Consider the following 18074-nt stretch of genomic DNA (forward strand, 5'->3'; position numbering starts at 1 on the left):
CCGATACTCTTTTTTTTGCGGCCAGGCGCCGCGGGCGGGCCATCCCGGCTCCCCACCCTAGTGACGGGCGGGGGGGAGGGCCGTATCCCCCCCCCTCCCGCCTCCCTAGAGCAATTCCAGGAAAAGTGTGAAACGGTTTTCCGCCCGGAATTGCGTCAAAACAAAGAGTTAGAGCGGGTCGCCGTTTCCGTGAAACGGTGAACTGCTCTAAGCCTGCGGCACTGAGGCGGACGCATGGGCTATGCCCTTAATTTCAACCTGATCTGGCGGCACTTCGACAAGCTGTGGGGAGGACTGCTGCTCAGTCTCGAGCTCGCCGTCATATCGATCGCCATCGGCACCGTCATCGGCCTGGTTCTGGCGGTCTGGTACGTGTCTGCCGGACGCATCGTGCGCACCATCATCGCCGCCTACGTCGAATTCATCCGCAACGTGCCGCTGATCCTGCTCGTCTACCTCGTCTTCTACGGCCTGCCGACAGTGGTCGACATCGCCTACAGCGCGCCGACCTCGTTCGTCGTCACGCTGTCGCTCTATAGCGGCGCCTATCTGGTCGAGGTGTTTCGCTCCGGGCTCGAAGCCGTTCCGCGCGGACAGCTGGACGCCGGCAAGGCAATCGGCCTGACGCCCTGGCAAAGGCTGCTCAACGTGCGCCTGCCGACCATGCTGCGCATCACCTTGCCGGCATTGTCCAACACCTTCATATCGCTGTTCAAGGACACCTCCGTCGCCTCGGTCATTTCGGTGCCGGAGCTGACCTATGGCGCCCAGTGGATCAACTTCAACACCTTCCGCATCGTCGAGGTCTATCTCGTGGTCACGGCGATGTATCTGGTGACCGGCTACATCTTGCTTTTTGCGCTTCGGCTTGTCGAGCGCCGGTTCAGGGCGGCGCGCTGACATGCTGACCCAGATCGCCTATGCCTTGCCTTTCCTCGCCCAGGGCTTTGCGCTGACACTGTGGGTATCCCTGCTGGTCGTGGTGTTTTCGCTGATTGCCGGCGTGATCATGGGCGTCGGTCTGGTCTATGGCCCGGTGCCGTTGCAATGGGCCGTGCGCATCTTCAGCGACACCATCCGCGGCATCCCGATCCTGGTGCTCATCTTCTTTGTCTATTACGGACTGCCGGCCGTCGGGCTTCATCTGCCGTCGTTCTGGGCCGCCGTGCTGGCGCTGACCCTGTTCAAGACAGCCCAGGTCGTCGAATATTTCAGAGGTGCTGTCGGCTCCATTCCGAAAGGGCAGTCCGAGGCGGCGATGGCGATCGGACTCACCTTTCGCCAGCGGCTCGCCTACGTCATTTTCCCACAGGCGTTCAGGCGCTTCCTGCCGCCCTGGATCAACGGCGTCACCGATGCGGTCAAGGGCAGCGCGCTGGTATCGCTGCTCGGCATCACCGACCTGATGCAGGCCATCAACCAGGTCATCGGCCGCACCTACGAGGCCATGCCGCTCTATATTCTCGGCGCGCTCATCTACTTCGCGGTCAACTATGCCCTTTCGCTCGCCAGCCGGCGGCTCGAGCGGCGTTTCTCCTTCATCCGGGAATAGCAATGTCCACAAGTCCGAAAAACACCCCGGCCCTTCTCGACGTCCTGGACGTTTCCAAAGCCTTTGGGACCGTCCAGGTCCTGCGTTCGGTCAGCCTGCAGGTGGCGAAGGGGGAGGTGGTGACGGTCATCGGCCCCTCCGGCAGCGGCAAAACCACGCTGCTGCGTTGCGTCAACTTTCTCGAAAGCTATGACAGCGGTTCGATTCGCATCGACGACAAGGAGGTCGGCTTTCGCGAAGCCGGAACCCGCCAGCGTCGCAGCGAACGCGATCTCGCCGCGATGCGCGCCGAGACCGGCATGGTGTTCCAGAGCTTCAACCTCTTTCCGCACCTGACAGCCGCCGGCAACATCATGCTTGGCCTCACCAAGGTGCGCGGCAAGAGCAACGCCGAAGCGCGCACCATCGCCGAACACTGGCTCGGCCGGGTCGGTCTAGCCCACAAGGCCGACAGCCTGCCCGCCGAACTGTCCGGCGGCCAGCAGCAGCGCGTCGGCATTGCCCGCGCCGTGGCCATGGGGCCGAAGATCCTGCTTCTCGACGAGATAACATCCGCGCTCGACCCGGAACTGGTCGGCGAGGTGCTTGAGGTCGTGCGCAGCCTGGCCGAGGACGGCATGACGATGGTGATGGTCACGCACGAAATGGCCTTTGCCCGAGATGCCTCGAGCCGCATCATCTTCATGGCCGATGGCGGCGTCAGCGCGGCGGGTCCACCCGCCGAAATCCTGGCAGCCGACACCGACAATGAGCGCCTGCGCACCTTCCTGGCACGCTTCCGCGCCTCGCATTTCTAGAACGGGACAGCGAACGCTGTCGTAAGGAGCCTTCTTTCATGACGCCTTATATCCGGCTCGCCGCGTTGGGCCTGACGCTGCCCGAGCCGCCGACCCCGATCGCCAACTTCGTCACCCATGCCGAAAGCGGCCGGCTGATCTTCCTGTCCGGCCAGGGACCGCTGCGCACCGATGGCAAACTGTTCACCGGCAAGGTAGGAGACGATGTCACCGTCGAGCAGGCTTATGGCCATGCCCGCCTCACCGGCCTCAATCTGCTTGCCGTCATGCACGCAGCCACCGGCGACCTTGGCCGGATCGTGCGCGTCGTCAAGCTGCTCGGCTTCGTCAACGCCATACCGACCTTCAGCGACCACCCGAAAGTGGTCAATGGCTGTTCCGACCTGTTTGCCGATGTGTTCGACAATATCGGCGGCCATGCCCGCTCGGCGATCGGCGTCGGCTCCTTGCCTGGAAACATCACCGTTGAAATCGAGGCGGTTGTCGAGATCGCCGCCTGACCTTTAGAAGAATGGAATCCGAGAGATGAAAACCACTTCCACCGACGGCTCCAACACCACCATCCGCGAACGGCTCGGCCTTCGCCCGATCATCAATGTCTCCGGCACGATGACCGCGCTCGGCGCGTCGATCATTGTCCCCGAAGCGATCAGCGCCATGGCGGAAATGGCCTCGCAATGGGTGGAAATGGATGACCTGCAACGCGCCGCAAGCACGATCGTCGCGCGCCTGACCGGCGGCGAAACCGGTTTCATCACTGCCTGCTGCGCCAGCGGCATCACCATGGCGATCGCCGGTGCGATGACGGGGACCAATCTGCTCGCCATCGAGCGGCTGCCTGATAACACGGAAGGTCTCAAGTCGGAGGTCATCGTCCAGCTCGGCCACATCGTCAACTATGGTGCGCCGATCGACCAGTCGGTCCGGCTGGCGGGCGCCAGGGTCGTGCCGGCCGGCACGGTCAGCGTGACGCAGGACTATCATGTGCGCGACGCGATCAACGACCGCACGGCGGCGGGCCTCTATGTCGTTGCGCACCACACCGTGCAGTATGGCATGCTGTCGCTGGAGGAATTCTGCGAGATCTGCCACGCCAGGGGTGTCCCGGTGATCGTGGATGCGGCTTCAGAGTATGATCTGCGCGACTTCCTCGCGCGCGGCGCCGACATTGTCATCTACAGCGGCCACAAATTCCTGAGCGGGCCGACCAGCGGCATCGTCACCGGCCGCAAGGATCTGGTTCGCGCCGCTTATCTGCAGAACCGCGGCGTCGCCCGCGCCATGAAGGTCGGCAAGGAAAGCATCGCCGGCACCATGGCCGCACTGGAAGCCTGGGAAAAGCGCGACCATGCCGGCATCCGCCGCCGCGAAGACGCCGCGCTCAACCTGTGGAAGGACACGTTGCACGGGCTGCCGGGCGTCATCGCGCAGATCATCCCGGATCCGACCGCCAACCCTCTGGATCGGCTTCAGATTTTTGTACTGCCCGAAAGCCGGTTCACGGCGGCCGGTCTCACCTCGGCATTGGCGACGGGCTCGCCGCCGATTATCGTGCGCAACCACGAGGTGGAGCGCGGCCATTTCTTCCTCGACCCCTGCAATCTTCATCCCGGCGAGGCCGAGATCGTCGCCGAACGGCTGCGCGCCATATTGACCGCCAAGGACCGCCCGGCCGATGCGATGAAAGTCGCCCGCAAGGATTCGTCCGGCGTCTTACGCTGGCCAGATTGAACACCCGGCGAATCGCTACCTGAAATGCGTCGGCCGTAACCGGCACGCGCCATCATGCGCCTCCTGCCCTGACGGGCTCTCCAGGGCACCGGCCAGGAAACTGCCGGCTCCCTCTGCGCGCCTTGGCGGTTCCAGCTTGGCGGCTGCTTCACAACTTTTCAACAATAACTTTACAAATATCTATATTTGTGTGAAGTTATGACGATGAAGGATCGCTCATGACAGCCAACCGTTTCGCCACGCGCCTGAATTCCTTTGCCTCGCGACCGCAGGCCGAGTGGCCCGATCTTACCGGCAAGCCGTCGCTGCTGCAGATGGCGGCGCGCGCCGCCAAGGTCGAGGGGCTTACCGATCTCGACCTCAACTTTCCTGACCACGTCGGTGAAAAGCCCACGGAAATCACCCTGAAACTGGGCGATCTCGGGCTTTCCATCAATGGCTTTGCCATGCGCTACTACTCCAACCCCGCCTTCAAGCTCGGCGCCTTCACCAATCCGGATCCGGCGGTGCGCCGCGAGGCCATCGACCTGACCAAGGCCGGCATCGATGCCGTGCGTGAGGCCGGCGCCAGCCTGATGACGCTGTGGCTCGGCCAAGATGGCTTCGACTACGCCTTCCAGGCCGACTATTCAACGCTTTGGCAACACGAAATTGATGGGATTCGTGAAGTTGCGACACATGATCCCGACTGTCAGATCAGCCTTGAATACAAACCGAACGAACCACGCTCTTACAGCCTGATGCCGGATGCGGCGACGACCTTGCTGGCGATCCGCGATGTGGGCCTGCCCAATCTCGGCGTCACGCTCGATTTCGCTCATGTGCTCTACGCCGACGAACAGCCGGCCTTTGCCGCGGCCCTGGTGGCGCGTCACAGCAAGCTGCTCGGCGTGCACCTGAACGACGGCTACGCCAAGCGCGACGACGGCCTGATGGTCGGCGCGGTGCACACGCTGCAGACCATCGAGCTGCTCAGGCAGATTCGCCGCGACGGTTACGCCGGCGCCATCTATTTCGACACGTTCCCCGATATGACCGGGCTCGATCCGGTGCGCGAGTGCGAAGTCAACATCGCCACCGTCAAGCGCATGCTGCGCGTCGTCGACCGGCTGGAGCAGGACAATCGCCTGTCCGCCGCCATGGACAGCCAGGACGCGGTGACGTCGCAGGCCATCATCCAGGAAATCATGCTCGGGCCGGATAGCTGAGGCATCCGCGCCATCACCGTTTTCAACCAGGGAGGAATACAATGAAACTTCTGCTTGCCACCGCTACCGCCGCACTGATGGCGCTCTCGATCGGCTCTGCCTTTGCCGCCGACCTCGCGCCGCTCAATTCCGACACGGAAAAGGACCGCATCGACTGGTCGCAGGTCGAGGCTAAATTCGGCGCGTTCCCCAAGCTGCCCGAAGGCACCAAGGCAGGCGCGGTCTCCAAGACGCTGACCAATGAATACTGGCGCTCGCTGGGCGAGGGCTACACGGCATTCGGCGCCAAGGTCGGCGTTCCCGTCGTCTATCAGGCAGCGCAGAGCGAGGGCGACCAGCTCGGCCAGCTCACCATCGCCGAAGGCCTGGTGACGCAGGGCTACAACGTGCTGCTCGTCTCGCCGCAGACGGATGCCAATCTGCAGCCGATCATGGAGCAGGCCAAGGCCGCCAACGTGCCGGTGGTCAACGTCAATGACGCCGTCATCCCGCAGGCCGAGCATTATGTCGGCAATGTCCAACGCGACAATGGCGTGCGCGTCGCCAAATGGTTCATCAAGAATCGTCCGAATGGCGGCAAGGTCGCCATCGTCGAAGGTCAGGCTGGCGTCTATGCCGCCGTGCAGCGCACCGACGGCTTCAAGTCGACCATCACCGAGGGGGGCAATTTCGAGGTTGTCGCCAGCGTTCCCGGCAACTGGGACCGCCAAGCCTCCTATGACGCGGCCACCAACATCCTACAGCAGCACCCCGACCTGATCGGCTTCTATGCCAACAATGACGGCATGGCGCTGGGCATCGTCGAGGCTGTCAAGGCCGCCGGCCTGCAGGACAAGGTTGCGGTCTTCGGCACCGACGGCATTTCCGACGCCTATGCCTCGATCCGCGCCGGCGAACTGACCGGCACGGTCGACAGTTTCCCGGTGCTGACTGGCGAAGTGGCGTTGGAAACAGCTCTGCGTCTCGTCGCGGGACAGAAGCTGCCGCGCGTTGTCGCCACGCCGCAGGCGCTGATCACCAAGGACAATGCCGACCGCTATTCCGGCACCGGCGCGCGCAAGGCCCTGCTCGAGGACGCGGCAGCGGGCCAATAAGGCTAATCGGCGGGTGCCGGCCAGAGCAATTCGCTGCCGGCCGGCACTCTTGCCCGGAGATAGAACCCGATGTCACCCCGGCTGCAATTCAAGGGCATTTCCAAGCTGTTTCCGGCCGTACGGGCGCTCCACGAGGTGTCACTCTCGGTCGGGGCCGGTGAAATCCACGGCCTGCTCGGCGAAAACGGCGCCGGCAAGTCGACGCTGCTGCGCGTCCTGTCTGGCGTCTACAGGCCGACAGCGGGAAGCATCCTCATCGACGGCAAGCCGGTTACACTCGCCAACCCGGTCGCCGCACGCGCTGCGGGCGTCGCCATGATCCATCAGGAATTGCAGCAGGTACCGCGCCTCAGCGTCGCCCAGAACATGTTCCTCGGCCATCCGCTGACGCGCGGCGGTATCTTCGTCGCCCGGCGCGAGCAAGAGCGCCGTGCTGCGGATGCTCTTGCGGCCATTGATCCCTCCATCGATCCGGCGGCACCCCTTGGTACCCTGAAGGTGGCGCAGCGGCAGATCGTCGAGATCGCTCGCGCGCTGCTCGATCGCGCCCGCATCGTCGCCATGGACGAGCCGACATCGAGCCTGACGCCGAGCGAATTCGAACGGCTCGCCGAAGTCATTACAGGTTTGGCGCGCGATGGCGTCGCCGTCGTCTATGTCTCGCACAAGCTGGATGAGGTGTTCGGCATCTGCCGGCGCGCCACCATCATGCGCGATGGCGTCGTCGTCGATTCCGTCGATCTGAAAGACCTGTCGGAGAAAGCGGTCGTGGCGATGATGGTCGGCCGCGAACTGGCGCGGGAACACCATAATTCCCATGCCACGAACAAGGTCATGCTGAGCGCGCGTGGCCTCTCTTCGGCGACGAAGGTGCGCAACGTGTCGTTCAATCTGCATTGCGGCGAGGTGCTGGGCATTGCCGGCCTGGTCGGTTCCGGCCGCACTGAACTTTTGCGGCTCTTGGCCGGCGCCGATCGCGCCACGGCCGGGACGATTGCAATCGACGGCAAGGCGGCGCGCTTCGCCAGCCCGCGCGATGCGATTGCCGCCGGCGTCGGACTGGTGCCGGAGGAGCGCAAACGCGAAGGCATCGTGCCGCTGCGCTCGATCACCTGCAATATGGCGCTCGCCTCGATGGCCGTGTTCGCGCCGCGCGGTCTCATCGATCACGCCAGGTTGAAACACGTGGCCGTCGAGAAGATGAGCCGTGTCAACCTGCGGCCGTTTCTGCTCGACCGGCCGATTCGCCTGTTCAGCGGCGGCAACCAGCAGAAGGCGATCATCAGCCGCTGGCTGGCGGCGGGAACCCGCATCCTCTTGTTCGACGAACCGACGCGCGGCATCGATGTCGGCGCCAAGGCGGAGATCTATCATCTGATCGAGGAACTCGCCGCCGAGGGCCATGCCGTGATCGTCGTCTCCTCCGAGCTCCCCGAAGTGATCCGGCTTGCCGACCGCGTGCTGGTCATGCGCGACGGCACGATCGCGGCCGAACTCCACAGAGACGATATCAGCGAACAGGCGATCGCGGCGCACGCCATCCCGCAAACGCAAACGCCGGCCGCGTAACAGGCAAGGCAGAGGTGACGGATATGTCGGATACCACTCTGGTGCGGCCACGCGCCGAATTCCTGCGCGGCGTTTCCATGCGCGACGCCGGCACGCTGATCGGCCTTGTCGTGATCCTGGCAGTATTCGGCGCGCTGGTGCCTGGCTTCTTCGCCGAGCGCAACCTGATCAACATCCTGCAGCAGTCGAGCATCAATGCCTGTCTGGCGCTGGGCATGACGCTGGTCATCATCTCCGGTGGCATCGACCTGTCGGTCGGGCCGACGGCGGCACTCTCGGCCGTCATCTCGGCCTCTATGATGGTCGCCGGCGTGCCGTTTCCGCTGGCCATCGCCGCCGGCTTCGCCATTGGCCTTGCCTGCGGCCTCGTCAACGGCGTGCTCGTCGCGTATGTCGGGCTGCAGCCCTTCATCGTCACATTGGGGACGCTCAGCACCTACCGGGCGCTGGCACTGATCTACACCGGCGGCAATCCGGTTCTGGGCCTGCCCGCGGGGTTCCGCGCCATCTTCAACGGATCGCTGTTTGGACTGCCTCTGGCGGTCGTCATCGTCGCCTGCGTGGCTGTCGTCGCCTGGGTCGTTTTGAAGAAGACGCCCTTCGGCGAATATCTGCTTGCCGTCGGCGGCAACGAGGAGGCGGCCTACATCGCCGGCGTGCCGATTGCCCGCACCAAGATCGCCGCCTACATGATCTCGGGCCTGCTGGCGGCGCTTGCCGCGCAGATCCTGATCGGCCGGCTCGGCGCCGCCGAGCCCATCCTCGGCAATCTCTGGGAACTCGACGCCATCGCGGCTGCCGCCATCGGCGGCGCCTCGCTGATGGGCGGCAAGGGCAGCATCGTCGGAACCATCCTGGGCGCTATCATCCTCGGCGCCATGCGCAACGGTTTGACGCTGATGAACGTCCAGTCCTTCTATCAGCTTCTGGCAACTGGTCTTATAATCCTCGCCGCGATGCTTATCGATCGCGTGACGAGGGGGCGTGGATGACCTTGAGCGGGCTGGACCTGAAAGCGGTAGGACCGCGCATCCGCATGATGATGCCGCATCTCACCCCGTTGGAGGCGAAGGTGGTGGAAACCGTCTTCGGCCGGCGCGGCTTCGATGAGAGCATTCCGCTGAAGCAGATCGCCGAAGAGTCCGGCGTGTCCGAGGCGATGGTGGTCAAGATCGCCAAGAAGCTCGGCTTTTCCGGCTATCGCGACTTCCGCACCGCCGTCTATGAATACAGTCGCCTGCCGACCGCCGAGATGCACCAGGAACTGTCGTCCGACGACAGTTCGGCCGAGATCGTGCAGAAGGTGTTCCGCACCTCCATCCAGGCGCTGGAGGAAACGCTGGCAATCCTCGACATCGAGGATTTCGACCGCGCCGCCGAGCTGCTCTTCCGTGCCAAGAACCGGGATTTCTATGGCGTCGGCGGCTCGGCGCAGATCGCCCGCGATGTCTCGCACAAGTTTCTGCGCATCGGCATCCGCGCATCGGTCTATGACGATTCGCATATGATGCTGATGTCGGCCTCGCTGCTCGGCGGCGACGACATCGCCGTCGGCTTCTCGCATTCGGGCAACACGTCGGCCGTCATCGACGCCATCCAGCTGGCCCGCAAGAACGGTGCCCGCACGCTGGCCATCACCAACTACGACAACTCGCCGCTGGCTGCGGTCGCCGACATCGTGCTTTGCTCGACCGCGCAAGGGTCGCCGCTGATGGGCGAGAACGCAGCGGCGCGCATTGCCCAGCTCAACATCCTCGACGCGCTGTTCGTGGCGGTGGCGCAGCGCGACTATCAGGCGGCTGAGCGCAATCTCGGCCGCACCATGTCGGCGGTGACATCGAAACGAAAAGACCGGGGCTCATGACGACAACGCCGCTGGTCACCGTGTTCGGCAGCTTGCATTATGACATCATGGTCGACGCGCCCGATCGCCCGCGCAAGGGCGAGACGGTGACCGGCCATGCCTGGCATCCGAAATGCGGCGGCAAGGGCGGCAACCAGGCTGTCTCGGCGGCGCGGGCCGGTGTGCGCGCGGCGATGATCGGCGCCGTCGGCGGCGATGATTTCGGGCGGGCGTTGCTGGCCAATCTCGATCGCGCCAAGGTCGACCACCGCTTCGTGCGGGTGGCCGCTGGCGCCGGCTCCGGCATGAGCGTGGCGATCTTCGACGCGGGCGGCGACTATGGCGCGGTGATCGTCTCAGGCAGCAATCTGACACTGGGCCATGCCGACATTGCCTCAGCTTCCGATGTGATGGCCCAAACGGCAGTGCTTTTGTTACAGAACGAAGTGCCGGAAGCCGGCAACATTGCCGCCGCACGCGCCGTCAAAGCACAGGGCGGCCGCGTCGTGCTCAACGCGGCCCCCGCGCGCAAACTCTCCGACGAGTTGATCGCCCTGGTCGACATATTGGTGGTCAACGCAATCGAGGCGGAATTCCTGGCTGGCACAGCAGTGGTGGAGACGCAGGACGGGGCCGCGCAAGCCGCACGATTGCTGGCCGATCTTTATCCGGTGGCGATTGTCACGGCGGGCGGCGAGGGCGTCGCCTGCTGCGACCAGACCGGCGAGGCCTTTGCGCTGCTGGCCGTCCCGGTCAAGGTCGCCAGCACGCATGGCGCCGGCGATGAATTCGTTGGCGCGCTGGCCGCGGGACTTGCCCGAGGAGAGACCATGCACGCGGCGGTCACCGCTGCCAACGCGGCTTCGGCGTTGCTGGTCTCGACGCCAGAGGCCGAGCGCGACGGCATCTGACCGGCTGGTTTCCGTCTTGCCGGACCGAAGCGGCGGCCGCCTATCCTTGCGGCCTCGCGCGAATTCCGCTAAGGCGCGCCTTTGTCGCCGGGGAACACAGACTTGGACGATCAACGCGCCGACGTCGCCATCATCATGGGCAGCCAGTCCGACTGGGCGACGATGCGCCATGCCGCCGAAACGCTGGAAGCACTCGACATCCCGCACAAGCGGCTGATCATCTCCGCGCATCGCACGCCAGACCGGCTCTATGATTTCGCCAAGAGCGCCAAGGCGGCCGGTTACAAGGTGATCATCGCCGGCGCCGGCGGTGCGGCGCATCTGCCCGGTATGACGGCGGCGATGACGCCGCTGCCGGTGTTCGGCGTGCCGGTGGAATCGAAGGCGCTGTCCGGGCAGGATTCGCTGCTCTCCATTGTCCAGATGCCGGCTGGTATTCCCGTGGGCACGCTGGCCATTGGCAAGGCCGGTGCCACCAACGCAGCCCTTCTGGCCGCTGCCGTGCTGGCGCTGAACGATGACAAGCTTGCCGTCCGTCTGGATGCCTGGCGCGCCGCGCAGACCGCCAAGGTCGCGGCAGAACCGACGGATACGCCGTGAGCCTGCCCGCCGGATCGACGATCGGCATCATTGGCGGCGGCCAACTCGGCCGCATGCTGGCTGTTGCCGCCGCCCGCCTCGGCTACCGCACCGTGGTGCTGGAGCCGCAAGCGGATTGCCCCGCGGCACAGGTCGCCAACCGGCAAATAACAGCTGCCTATGACGACCCGGCCGCCCTTGCCGAACTGACAGCGTCGAGTTCCGTCATCACCTACGAGTTCGAGAACGTCCCGGTCGCGGCGGCCAGCGCGCTGGCGGCCAAGGTTCCGGTCTATCCGCCGGCGCGTGCGCTGGAAGTGGCGCAGGACCGGGTGGACGAAAAAACATTCCTCAACGGCATCGGCATTGCCACCGCCGATTTCCACGCCGTCGACAATGATGACGAGCTGACGGCGGCGCTGAAAGCGTTCGACGGCAGCGGCATCCTGAAGACGCGGCGCATGGGCTATGACGGCAAGGGCCAGCGCGTCTTCAGCAACATGGAAGCAGGCGGTTTTGCCGGCACCTGCGAGACGATGGGCAATGTGCCGCTGATCCTGGAGGCCTTCGTGCCGTTCGAGCGCGAGATCTCGGTGATCGCGGCGCGTGGGCTGGACGGTGCGGTCGTCGCCTACGATCCGGCCGAGAATGTCCACCGCAATGGCATTCTCCATACGTCGACCTTGCCGGCCGGCGTAAGGCCCGAAACCGCGACAGCAGCCCGAATGGCGGCATCGACGATATTGTCGGCGCTGAACTATGTCGGTGTCATCGGCGTCGAGTTCTTCGTGCTGGCGGACGGCTCGCTGCTGGCCAACGAGATCGCGCCGCGCGTGCACAATTCCGGCCATTGGACGGAAGCCGCCTGTATCGTTTCGCAGTTCGAGCAGCATATCCGCGCCATCGCCGGCCTGCCGCTCGGCAGCCCGGACCGCCACTCCGACTGCGTGATGGAGAACCTGATCGGCGACGATGTGCTGCGCGTCCCTGAGCTTCTCGCCGAGCCCGATCTGATGCTGCATCTCTACGGCAAGGCCGAAGCGCGGCCCGGCCGCAAGATGGGCCATTTCACTCGGATCAGCCGTCGCGCCTCATAAGGTTGCCTACTGCACGTCGTCGCTCTCGTCCTCGCCTGGAGTGGCGCAACTCACATCGCCTTTCTCGCAATTGGCCGCGGCAGCGAGCTGCTTGACGCGATCATTGGTCAATCTGGTCAGGCATTGCGAAACTTCCATCGAATGGATCGATCCGCCTTCGCTGGCGGCGGTGGAATGCGCGCACTCGGCATCGCGAAAAGCGATCCAGGCGCGTTGCGCCACCTGCAGCAATCTCTTGCCGCCGGCATCATCCGAGCTGGTGAGATCCTGATAGGCCTTGTTAAGCTTGGCGTCGGCCGCCTGATAGTCTTCGCCGGCACAGATGTTCATCATCTGCTGGCTGTCGTCGCTGCGGTCGCATTCCTGCGCGCGCGCAACCGAGGCTCCCGCCAGCAGGACAAGGCAGGCGGACAGGAACATTCGGCGCATGGTTCTCTCCAAATCACTTCACGGCGACCGCATCATCCCAGCCGGCCCAGGGCCGCGCAATGCGCCAGGCCGACATGGCGGATAATTGATGACAGGGATGATTCACAGCCGCAATGGAGCACGCTTGCGGTTGACAGGGACAAGGCTCCTCGTTTATGAGCCACCCACAGTTCAAAGGCGCGTCTTCTGGCGCGCCTTAAAATTTCGACCCGGACCGGGTCCACACCGACAGGCAAGACCATGAAGATCAAGAATTCGCTCAAGGCGCTGAAGGCGCGTCACCGCGACAACCAGCTGGTTCGCCGCAAGGGCCGCGTCTACATCATCAACAAGACCGCCCCGCGCTACAAGGCACGCCAGGGCTGAGCTTTCGGGCAGGAGGCTGTTGCCTCCGCCCATTTGATGCTTGTTGCCGCCTGCCGGCCTTTTCACGCCAAATTCAGTTTGACGTTCCGCCGCCCGGGACTAGAGTCCGGTGATGCGGATTCTTTTTGCATTTTTGACATCTCTGCTTGTTTCCGGCGCCATTTATGGCCCGGCATGGGCGGATGATGCTGTCGCGCCGCCGGCCACTCAGGACGCCCCGCCCGCCGCAACGACGAAACAAGCCCGCCTCGACCAGTTGTTCAGCGATCTGAAACGCGAGCGCAACGAAAAGGCGGCCGAGCGCATCGCCGGCAACATCTGGAGCGAGTGGTCGCAATCCGGCAGCGCCTCGATCGACCTGATGATGCAATGGTCGCAAAAAGCCGTCGAAAGCCAGAAATTCGACGTCGCGCTCGATTTCCTCGACCAGGTGGTGACTTTGCAGCCGACCTATGCCGAAGGCTGGAACCGGCGTGCCACCGTGCATTTCATGATGAAGAACTACGGCAAGTCGATGTCCGACATCGACCATACGCTGCAGCTCGAGCCGCGCCATTTCGGTGCGCTGTCCGGCCTGGCGCAGATCATGGCGTTGACCGGCCACAAGCAATCGGCGCTCGAGGCCTGGCAAAAGGTGCTGGCCATCTATCCGATGATGCGCAGCGCCCAGGACCAGGTCGGCACGATTTCGGAGGAACTTGCCGGTGAAGGCATTTGATCTAGGGGAGTAGGGGAATAAGGCAGTAGGGGCAGATTGTACCTGCGGAACACACACCCTACTCCCCTACAACTTATCCCCCTCCACCTCCGTATCTCCCCCCATGAACCTGATCTACGCCGCCCTTGCCTTCCTGATGGCGCTTGTCTTCGGCTTTGTCGGCGTCACCCGCGTCGGATCATGGCTGATCGAGCGCCGCAATCCGCCGATCGGCGAGTTCGCCGAAATCGACGGCGCCCGCATCCATTATGTCCATGTCTCGGCACCCGCCAATGCCGAGCTGCCGCCGATCGTCTTCATCCACGGCGCCAGCGCCAACCTCAGGGACCAGATGCTGCCGCTGCGCCCCTTGCTCGAAGGCCGCGCCGAAATGTTGTTCTTCGACCGGCCAGGCCATGGCTGGTCGGGTCGCGGCACCAACAACGAGAACCCGTCGGCGCAGGCCAACACCATTGCCGCACTGATGGACCATCTCGGCATTAAGAAGGCTATCATCGTCGGCCACTCCTTCGGCGGCGTGGTGACATCGGCCTTTGGCCGGGAGCATCCCGACAAGACGCTCGGGCTGGTCTTCCTCGCACCGGCGACCCACCCATGGCCGGGCGGCGCAACCGCCTGGTACTACAATCTGACCACCATGCCGGTGCTCGGTTGGTTGTTTTCCGAGATGCTGACCTATCCGGCCGGTACACTGCAGATGGCTGACGCCACCACCTGCGTCTTTTCGCCCAACAAGGTGCCGGACAATTATCTCAGCTCGGCCTCTATCCCGCTGGTGCTGCGACCAACAGCCTTTCGTGCCAACGCCACCGATGTCGCCGGGCTCTATCGCTATGCCCTCGGCGCCGCACCGCGCTACAACGAGATCAAGGCGCCAACCGTGGTCATTTCAGGCGATCGCGACAAGGTGGTCTATGCACATATCCATTCGGTCGGCCTGGCGCGCGACATTGCCGGTGCCGAACTCGTCTGGGTGCACAATCTCGGTCACAAGCCAGACTGGATCGCGCCCGACCTGACCGTCGGCGCCATCGAGAAGGTCGCCGGGAAGAGTATAGACCTGCAGGCGATGGCCAGGACCGTGGAGGCGCGCATCGCCGGCGACGCCTACGGCGCCGGCAGATGCGCCGATATCAAGGTACCGCAGGCCGAACTCGCGCCGACCTAAAGCGGATCGCCTGAATCCGTTCAGAGGCGACACGCTTTAGGAATCTAGCGGCTGACTTGTGTGTCCGATCCGATATAGGCGATGCGCAGCATGTTGGTCGAACCCGGTGTCCGCAACGGTACGCCCGCGGTGATGATGACGCGGTCGCCCGGCTTGCCGAAGCCTTCGTCGAAGGCGATGCGGCAGGCGCGATTGACCATGTCGTCGAGGTCGACGGCGTCGGGTGAGACGACGCAATGCGTGCCCCACAAAAGCGACAGCCGCCGCGCCGTGTTGAGGATCGGCGACAGCGCGATAACAGGCACTTGCGGCCGCTCGCGGGCGGCGCGCAGGCCTGTGGTGCCTGATGCGGTGTAGGTGATGATCGCCGCCAGCTTCAGCGTTTCGGCGATCTCGCGCGCGGCCAGCGAAATGGCGTCGGCACCGGTCGCCTCCGGCTCGGAGCGCTGGGCGTTGATGATGCCGGCATAGGTCGGATCGGTTTCGACCTTGGTGGCGATACGGTTCATCATTGCCACGGCCTCGACGGGATAGGCACCCGCCGCCGATTCCGCCGACAGCATGATGGCATCGGCACCTTCGAAGACGGCGATCGAAACATCGGACACCTCGGCGCGGGTCGGCACCGGTGCCGTGATCATCGATTCCAGCATCTGCGTTGCAACCACCACCGGCTTGCCGGCGCGGCGTGCGGCGCGCGTGATCTGCTTCTGGATGCCGGGCACCGCCTCGAGCGGCATCTCGACGCCGAGATCGCCGCGGGCGACCATCAGCGCGTCGGACAATTCGATGATCTCGGCCAGCCGGGCGACGGCCTGCGGCTTTTCGATCTTGGCCATGATCAGCGCCCGGCCGCGTGCGATCTTGCGCGCTTCGGCCAGATCCTCCGGCCGCTGCACGAAGGACAGCGCCACCCAGTCGACGCCCGTGGCCAGCACGGCATCGAGGTCCTTGCGATCCTTCTCGGTCAGCGCGCCGACCGGGAGGTCGGTGTCGGGCAGGCTGACGCCCTTCTTGTCGGAAATGGTGGTGCCGGCGACGACGGTGCAGACGATCGACTTGCCGTCGCTCTTCACCGCCTTCAGCTCGAGCTTGCCATCGTCGATCAGCAGGCGATGGCCGGCTTCGACCGAGCTCAGGATTTCCGGATGCGGCAGATAGACCCTGGTCGAGGTGCCAGGCTCTGGATTGTCGTCGAGGGTGAAGGTCTGGCCTTGCGTCAGCACTTCCTTGCCGTTGGCGAACTTGCCGACGCGCAACTTTGGCCCTTGCAGATCGGCCAGGATGCCGATCGGCCGGCCAACCGCTTCCTCGACAGCGCGGATGCGTCCGACCAGCGTGCGCATCAGTTCATGGTCGGTATGGCTCATATTGATGCGGAACACATCGGCGCCCGCTTCGAACAGTTTCTTCAGCATCTCCTCCGACGAGGAGGCCGGACCGATGGTGGCTAGGATCTTGACCTTGCGGCTACGTCTCATTGACTGTTTGTTCCCGGGGCGGCTGGAGCGCCTCCCGTTGTGGACTCATCGGTCAGCTGGACCATCCAGCTTGCCTGTTCGCCCGTGTCATATTCCTGGAATCCGGCGCGCTGGAAGCCCCGGGCGACGCAGTCGGTTACGCCGGCGATCTTGAACTCTTTTTCAGCCACGCACATGTTGATCGGGCCGTCCCAGCGTCCACCGCGCTCGGCGTCTTCTGCATAAAGATAGTAAAACCTTGATGACAGCGGCCCTTCGATCAGCGTCTTGCAACTCGATCCCTCGATGTGCCACCAGCCTTCGGTGATCCAGCCGGCCTTGGCGCGATAGCCGATGCCGACACCGACCAGGTTCTGCGTGGCGTTGCAGACGCGGAAATCGGCACGCGCCGGCGAAGCCACGACCATCGCCGACAGGCCTATGGCAAGAGTGAGGAGCGGCATGGCAAAGGCAGAGCGCATGCGCTGCCCGCCGGCGAAACTCATCCGAAAACCCCTCAAAAACCACATCAGCATCTCTCTGCGCCCTTTTCGGAAAAGTCCGGGCGCATGTCAACGCACCGTTTTGTCCAATTCCAATCGATTTAGAAAGGCTCCGGCGCACAATTCGCCGACGTGTGCCAGATTTCCCGGGAAACCTTGGCCAAACAACGGCATTGCGCAAGCGTCGTCTTCGTGGAATGACGATAGCACCCTCCCCGGAAGCCCGCGAACAGACCATTTCCCGCCAATGACCCGATCCACAGTTTTCGCGCCTTTCGACGTCATCGAGGGCGACCGCAAGCGAGGCATCGTGCTGTTGGGCGATCATGCCCGTCGCGACCTGCCCGACGACTACGGCAGCCTCGGCCTGCCCTCGGCCGAGTTCGACCGGCACATCGCCTATGACATCGGCGTCGAGGCGGTGACGCGCGAACTGGCTGCCCTGCTCGGCGTGCCGGCGGTGCTTGCCAATTTTTCGCGGCTGCTGATCGATCCCAATCGCGGCGAAGACGACCCGACGCTCATTCGCCAGCTTTATGACGGCACTGTCGTACCTGGGAATTACCCCATCGCTGCCGATGAGCGCGAGAGGCGGCTCGACGGGTTCTACCGGCCCTATCACGACACCGTCGGCGCCATGATCGCCTCGGTCGCACAGGCTTCCGCCCAGGTGCCCTTCATCTTTTCGGTGCATTCCTTCACCCCCGCCATGCAAGGAACCCAGCGTCCTTGGCACGTCGGGATCCTGTGGGACCTCGACGACCGCGTGGCGCGGCCCTTGATAGACATGCTGGCGCAGGACAAGAACCTCGTCGTCGGCGACAACGAACCCTATGACGGCGCGCTGCGCGGCGACACCATGTACAAGCACGCCATCGTCAACGGCTTCGCCCATGCGCTGATCGAGATCAGACAGGATCTGATATCGGACCAGAAGGGCGCGCTCGCCTGGGCCGAACGGCTGGCGCCGATCGTTGACGCGATAGACCGCCGTCCCGATATACATGTGGTGAAGATGTTCGGCTCGCGCACCGGGCCGCTATGACGGA

The 18074-nt window shown here is 64.1% G+C and carries 20 protein-coding genes; 17 read left to right on the top strand and 3 right to left on the bottom strand.

Annotation, left to right across the window (positions count from 1 at the left end; translation table 11 throughout):
* Nucleotides 1–234: 234 nt before the first annotated feature.
* The 13 genes from NKH95_RS09450 (at nt 235) to NKH95_RS09510 (ending at nt 12381) form a co-directional block, all read left to right on the top strand.
* Nucleotides 235–900 carry an amino acid ABC transporter permease gene (locus tag NKH95_RS09450; RefSeq protein ID WP_023810937.1) on the top strand — a complete coding sequence of 222 codons (666 nt, stop codon included), beginning with the start codon at nt 235–237 and terminating at the stop codon, nt 898–900.
* A 1-nt stretch (nt 901) separates the two neighbouring features.
* Nucleotides 902–1552 (top strand): amino acid ABC transporter permease, encoded by a 651-nt coding sequence (locus tag NKH95_RS09455; RefSeq protein WP_023810936.1) that lies wholly within the window; start codon nt 902–904, stop codon nt 1550–1552.
* A gap of 2 nt (nt 1553–1554) precedes the next feature.
* A complete protein-coding gene (locus NKH95_RS09460) occupies nt 1555–2349 on the top strand; it encodes an amino acid ABC transporter ATP-binding protein (protein ID WP_128305968.1) in 795 nt (264 codons plus the stop codon).
* A 38-nt stretch (nt 2350–2387) separates the two neighbouring features.
* Nucleotides 2388–2849, top strand: a complete 462-nt coding sequence (locus NKH95_RS09465; protein WP_128305969.1) for a RidA family protein — start codon at nt 2388–2390, stop codon at nt 2847–2849.
* A gap of 25 nt (nt 2850–2874) precedes the next feature.
* Nucleotides 2875–4080 (top strand): aminotransferase class V-fold PLP-dependent enzyme, encoded by a 1206-nt coding sequence (locus NKH95_RS09470; protein ID WP_128305970.1) that lies wholly within the window; start codon nt 2875–2877, stop codon nt 4078–4080.
* 218 nt (nt 4081–4298) lie between these two features.
* Nucleotides 4299–5288: a TIM barrel protein gene (locus NKH95_RS09475; protein WP_352442014.1), complete on the top strand. Its 990-nt coding sequence runs from the start codon at nt 4299–4301 to the stop codon at nt 5286–5288.
* A 41-nt stretch (nt 5289–5329) separates the two neighbouring features.
* Nucleotides 5330–6382: a sugar ABC transporter substrate-binding protein gene (locus NKH95_RS09480; RefSeq protein WP_352677376.1), complete on the top strand. Its 1053-nt coding sequence runs from the start codon at nt 5330–5332 to the stop codon at nt 6380–6382.
* Between the two features lie 69 nt (nt 6383–6451).
* Entirely contained in the window at nt 6452–7951 is a 1500-nt protein-coding gene (locus NKH95_RS09485; RefSeq protein ID WP_352722452.1) for a sugar ABC transporter ATP-binding protein, read from the top strand.
* Between the two features lie 23 nt (nt 7952–7974).
* Complete coding sequence (locus tag NKH95_RS09490) at nt 7975–8943, top strand: ABC transporter permease (protein WP_128305974.1); 969 nt, start codon at nt 7975–7977, stop codon at nt 8941–8943.
* Nucleotides 8940–9815, top strand: a complete 876-nt coding sequence (locus NKH95_RS09495; RefSeq protein ID WP_013529211.1) for a MurR/RpiR family transcriptional regulator — start codon at nt 8940–8942, stop codon at nt 9813–9815. The genes NKH95_RS09490 and NKH95_RS09495 overlap by 4 nt, the downstream gene beginning before the upstream one ends.
* Nucleotides 9812–10705 carry a ribokinase gene (locus tag NKH95_RS09500; RefSeq protein WP_352611766.1) on the top strand — a complete coding sequence of 298 codons (894 nt, stop codon included), beginning with the start codon at nt 9812–9814 and terminating at the stop codon, nt 10703–10705. The genes NKH95_RS09495 and NKH95_RS09500 overlap by 4 nt, the downstream gene beginning before the upstream one ends.
* A gap of 102 nt (nt 10706–10807) precedes the next feature.
* Nucleotides 10808–11305, top strand: a complete 498-nt coding sequence (gene purE, locus NKH95_RS09505; protein ID WP_352891406.1) for a 5-(carboxyamino)imidazole ribonucleotide mutase — start codon at nt 10808–10810, stop codon at nt 11303–11305.
* On the top strand, nt 11302–12381 hold the full coding sequence (locus NKH95_RS09510) for a 5-(carboxyamino)imidazole ribonucleotide synthase (RefSeq protein WP_352555424.1): 1080 nt from the start codon (nt 11302–11304) through the stop codon (nt 12379–12381). The genes purE and NKH95_RS09510 overlap by 4 nt, the downstream gene beginning before the upstream one ends.
* A gap of 6 nt (nt 12382–12387) precedes the next feature.
* Here the strand turns inward: NKH95_RS09510 and NKH95_RS09515 are convergent, their stop codons facing one another.
* Entirely contained in the window at nt 12388–12810 is a 423-nt protein-coding gene (locus NKH95_RS09515) for a lysozyme inhibitor LprI family protein (RefSeq protein WP_352555426.1), read from the bottom strand.
* Nucleotides 12811–13050: 240 nt separating this feature from the next.
* Here NKH95_RS09515 and ykgO point away from each other — a divergent pair, with 240 nt between their 5' ends.
* The 3 genes from ykgO (at nt 13051) to NKH95_RS09530 (ending at nt 15062) form a co-directional block, all read left to right on the top strand.
* Nucleotides 13051–13176 carry a type B 50S ribosomal protein L36 gene (gene ykgO / locus NKH95_RS09520; protein ID WP_006327841.1) on the top strand — a complete coding sequence of 42 codons (126 nt, stop codon included), beginning with the start codon at nt 13051–13053 and terminating at the stop codon, nt 13174–13176.
* Between the two features lie 112 nt (nt 13177–13288).
* The gene (locus NKH95_RS09525) at nt 13289–13894 is read left to right on the top strand and encodes a tetratricopeptide repeat protein (protein WP_352555428.1); all 606 of its coding nucleotides are present in this window, start codon (nt 13289–13291) and stop codon (nt 13892–13894) included.
* A gap of 103 nt (nt 13895–13997) precedes the next feature.
* Entirely contained in the window at nt 13998–15062 is a 1065-nt protein-coding gene (locus NKH95_RS09530) for an alpha/beta fold hydrolase (RefSeq protein ID WP_128305538.1), read from the top strand.
* Between the two features lie 44 nt (nt 15063–15106).
* Here the strand turns inward: NKH95_RS09530 and pyk are convergent, their stop codons facing one another.
* Together pyk and NKH95_RS09540 are read right to left on the bottom strand one after the other, a co-directional pair.
* Complete coding sequence (pyk, locus tag NKH95_RS09535; RefSeq protein WP_023810921.1) at nt 15107–16543, bottom strand: pyruvate kinase; 1437 nt, start codon at nt 16541–16543, stop codon at nt 15107–15109.
* Nucleotides 16540–17028: a DUF1036 domain-containing protein gene (locus tag NKH95_RS09540; RefSeq protein ID WP_502895180.1), complete on the bottom strand. Its 489-nt coding sequence runs from the start codon at nt 17026–17028 to the stop codon at nt 16540–16542. The genes pyk and NKH95_RS09540 overlap by 4 nt, the downstream gene beginning before the upstream one ends.
* Nucleotides 17029–17272: 244 nt before the next feature.
* Between NKH95_RS09540 and NKH95_RS09545 the strand changes: the two genes are divergently transcribed.
* The gene (locus NKH95_RS09545; protein WP_352891407.1) at nt 17273–18070 is read left to right on the top strand and encodes an N-formylglutamate amidohydrolase; all 798 of its coding nucleotides are present in this window, start codon (nt 17273–17275) and stop codon (nt 18068–18070) included.
* Nucleotides 18071–18074 lie beyond the last annotated feature (4 nt).

The organism is Mesorhizobium sp. M0848, from assembly GCF_040319805.1.
In the GTDB taxonomy this organism is placed as follows: Bacteria; Pseudomonadota; Alphaproteobacteria; order Rhizobiales; family Rhizobiaceae; genus Mesorhizobium.

Bases quoted from the DNA above. Each gene is read 5' to 3' on its own strand.
- pyk (WP_023810921.1), bottom strand. From the start codon at position 16,543: ATGAGACGTAGCCGCAAGGTCAAGATCCTAGCCACCATCGGTCCGGCC.
- NKH95_RS09480 (WP_352677376.1), top strand. From the start codon at position 5,330: ATGAAACTTCTGCTTGCCACCGCTACCGCCGCACTGATGGCGCTCTCG.
- NKH95_RS09475 (WP_352442014.1), top strand. From the start codon at position 4,299: ATGACAGCCAACCGTTTCGCCACGCGCCTGAATTCCTTTGCCTCGCGA.
- NKH95_RS09525 (WP_352555428.1), top strand. From the start codon at position 13,289: ATGCGGATTCTTTTTGCATTTTTGACATCTCTGCTTGTTTCCGGCGCC.
- NKH95_RS09465 (WP_128305969.1), top strand. From the start codon at position 2,388: ATGACGCCTTATATCCGGCTCGCCGCGTTGGGCCTGACGCTGCCCGAG.
- NKH95_RS09500 (WP_352611766.1), top strand. From the start codon at position 9,812: ATGACGACAACGCCGCTGGTCACCGTGTTCGGCAGCTTGCATTATGAC.
- NKH95_RS09540 (WP_502895180.1), bottom strand. From the start codon at position 17,028: ATGAGTTTCGCCGGCGGGCAGCGCATGCGCTCTGCCTTTGCCATGCCG.
- NKH95_RS09455 (WP_023810936.1), top strand. From the start codon at position 902: ATGCTGACCCAGATCGCCTATGCCTTGCCTTTCCTCGCCCAGGGCTTT.
- NKH95_RS09530 (WP_128305538.1), top strand. From the start codon at position 13,998: ATGAACCTGATCTACGCCGCCCTTGCCTTCCTGATGGCGCTTGTCTTC.
- NKH95_RS09450 (WP_023810937.1), top strand. From the start codon at position 235: ATGGGCTATGCCCTTAATTTCAACCTGATCTGGCGGCACTTCGACAAG.
- NKH95_RS09490 (WP_128305974.1), top strand. From the start codon at position 7,975: ATGTCGGATACCACTCTGGTGCGGCCACGCGCCGAATTCCTGCGCGGC.
- ykgO (WP_006327841.1), top strand. From the start codon at position 13,051: ATGAAGATCAAGAATTCGCTCAAGGCGCTGAAGGCGCGTCACCGCGAC.
- NKH95_RS09545 (WP_352891407.1), top strand. From the start codon at position 17,273: ATGACCCGATCCACAGTTTTCGCGCCTTTCGACGTCATCGAGGGCGAC.
- NKH95_RS09460 (WP_128305968.1), top strand. From the start codon at position 1,555: ATGTCCACAAGTCCGAAAAACACCCCGGCCCTTCTCGACGTCCTGGAC.
- NKH95_RS09485 (WP_352722452.1), top strand. From the start codon at position 6,452: ATGTCACCCCGGCTGCAATTCAAGGGCATTTCCAAGCTGTTTCCGGCC.
- NKH95_RS09515 (WP_352555426.1), bottom strand. From the start codon at position 12,810: ATGCGCCGAATGTTCCTGTCCGCCTGCCTTGTCCTGCTGGCGGGAGCC.
- NKH95_RS09470 (WP_128305970.1), top strand. From the start codon at position 2,875: ATGAAAACCACTTCCACCGACGGCTCCAACACCACCATCCGCGAACGG.
- NKH95_RS09495 (WP_013529211.1), top strand. From the start codon at position 8,940: ATGACCTTGAGCGGGCTGGACCTGAAAGCGGTAGGACCGCGCATCCGC.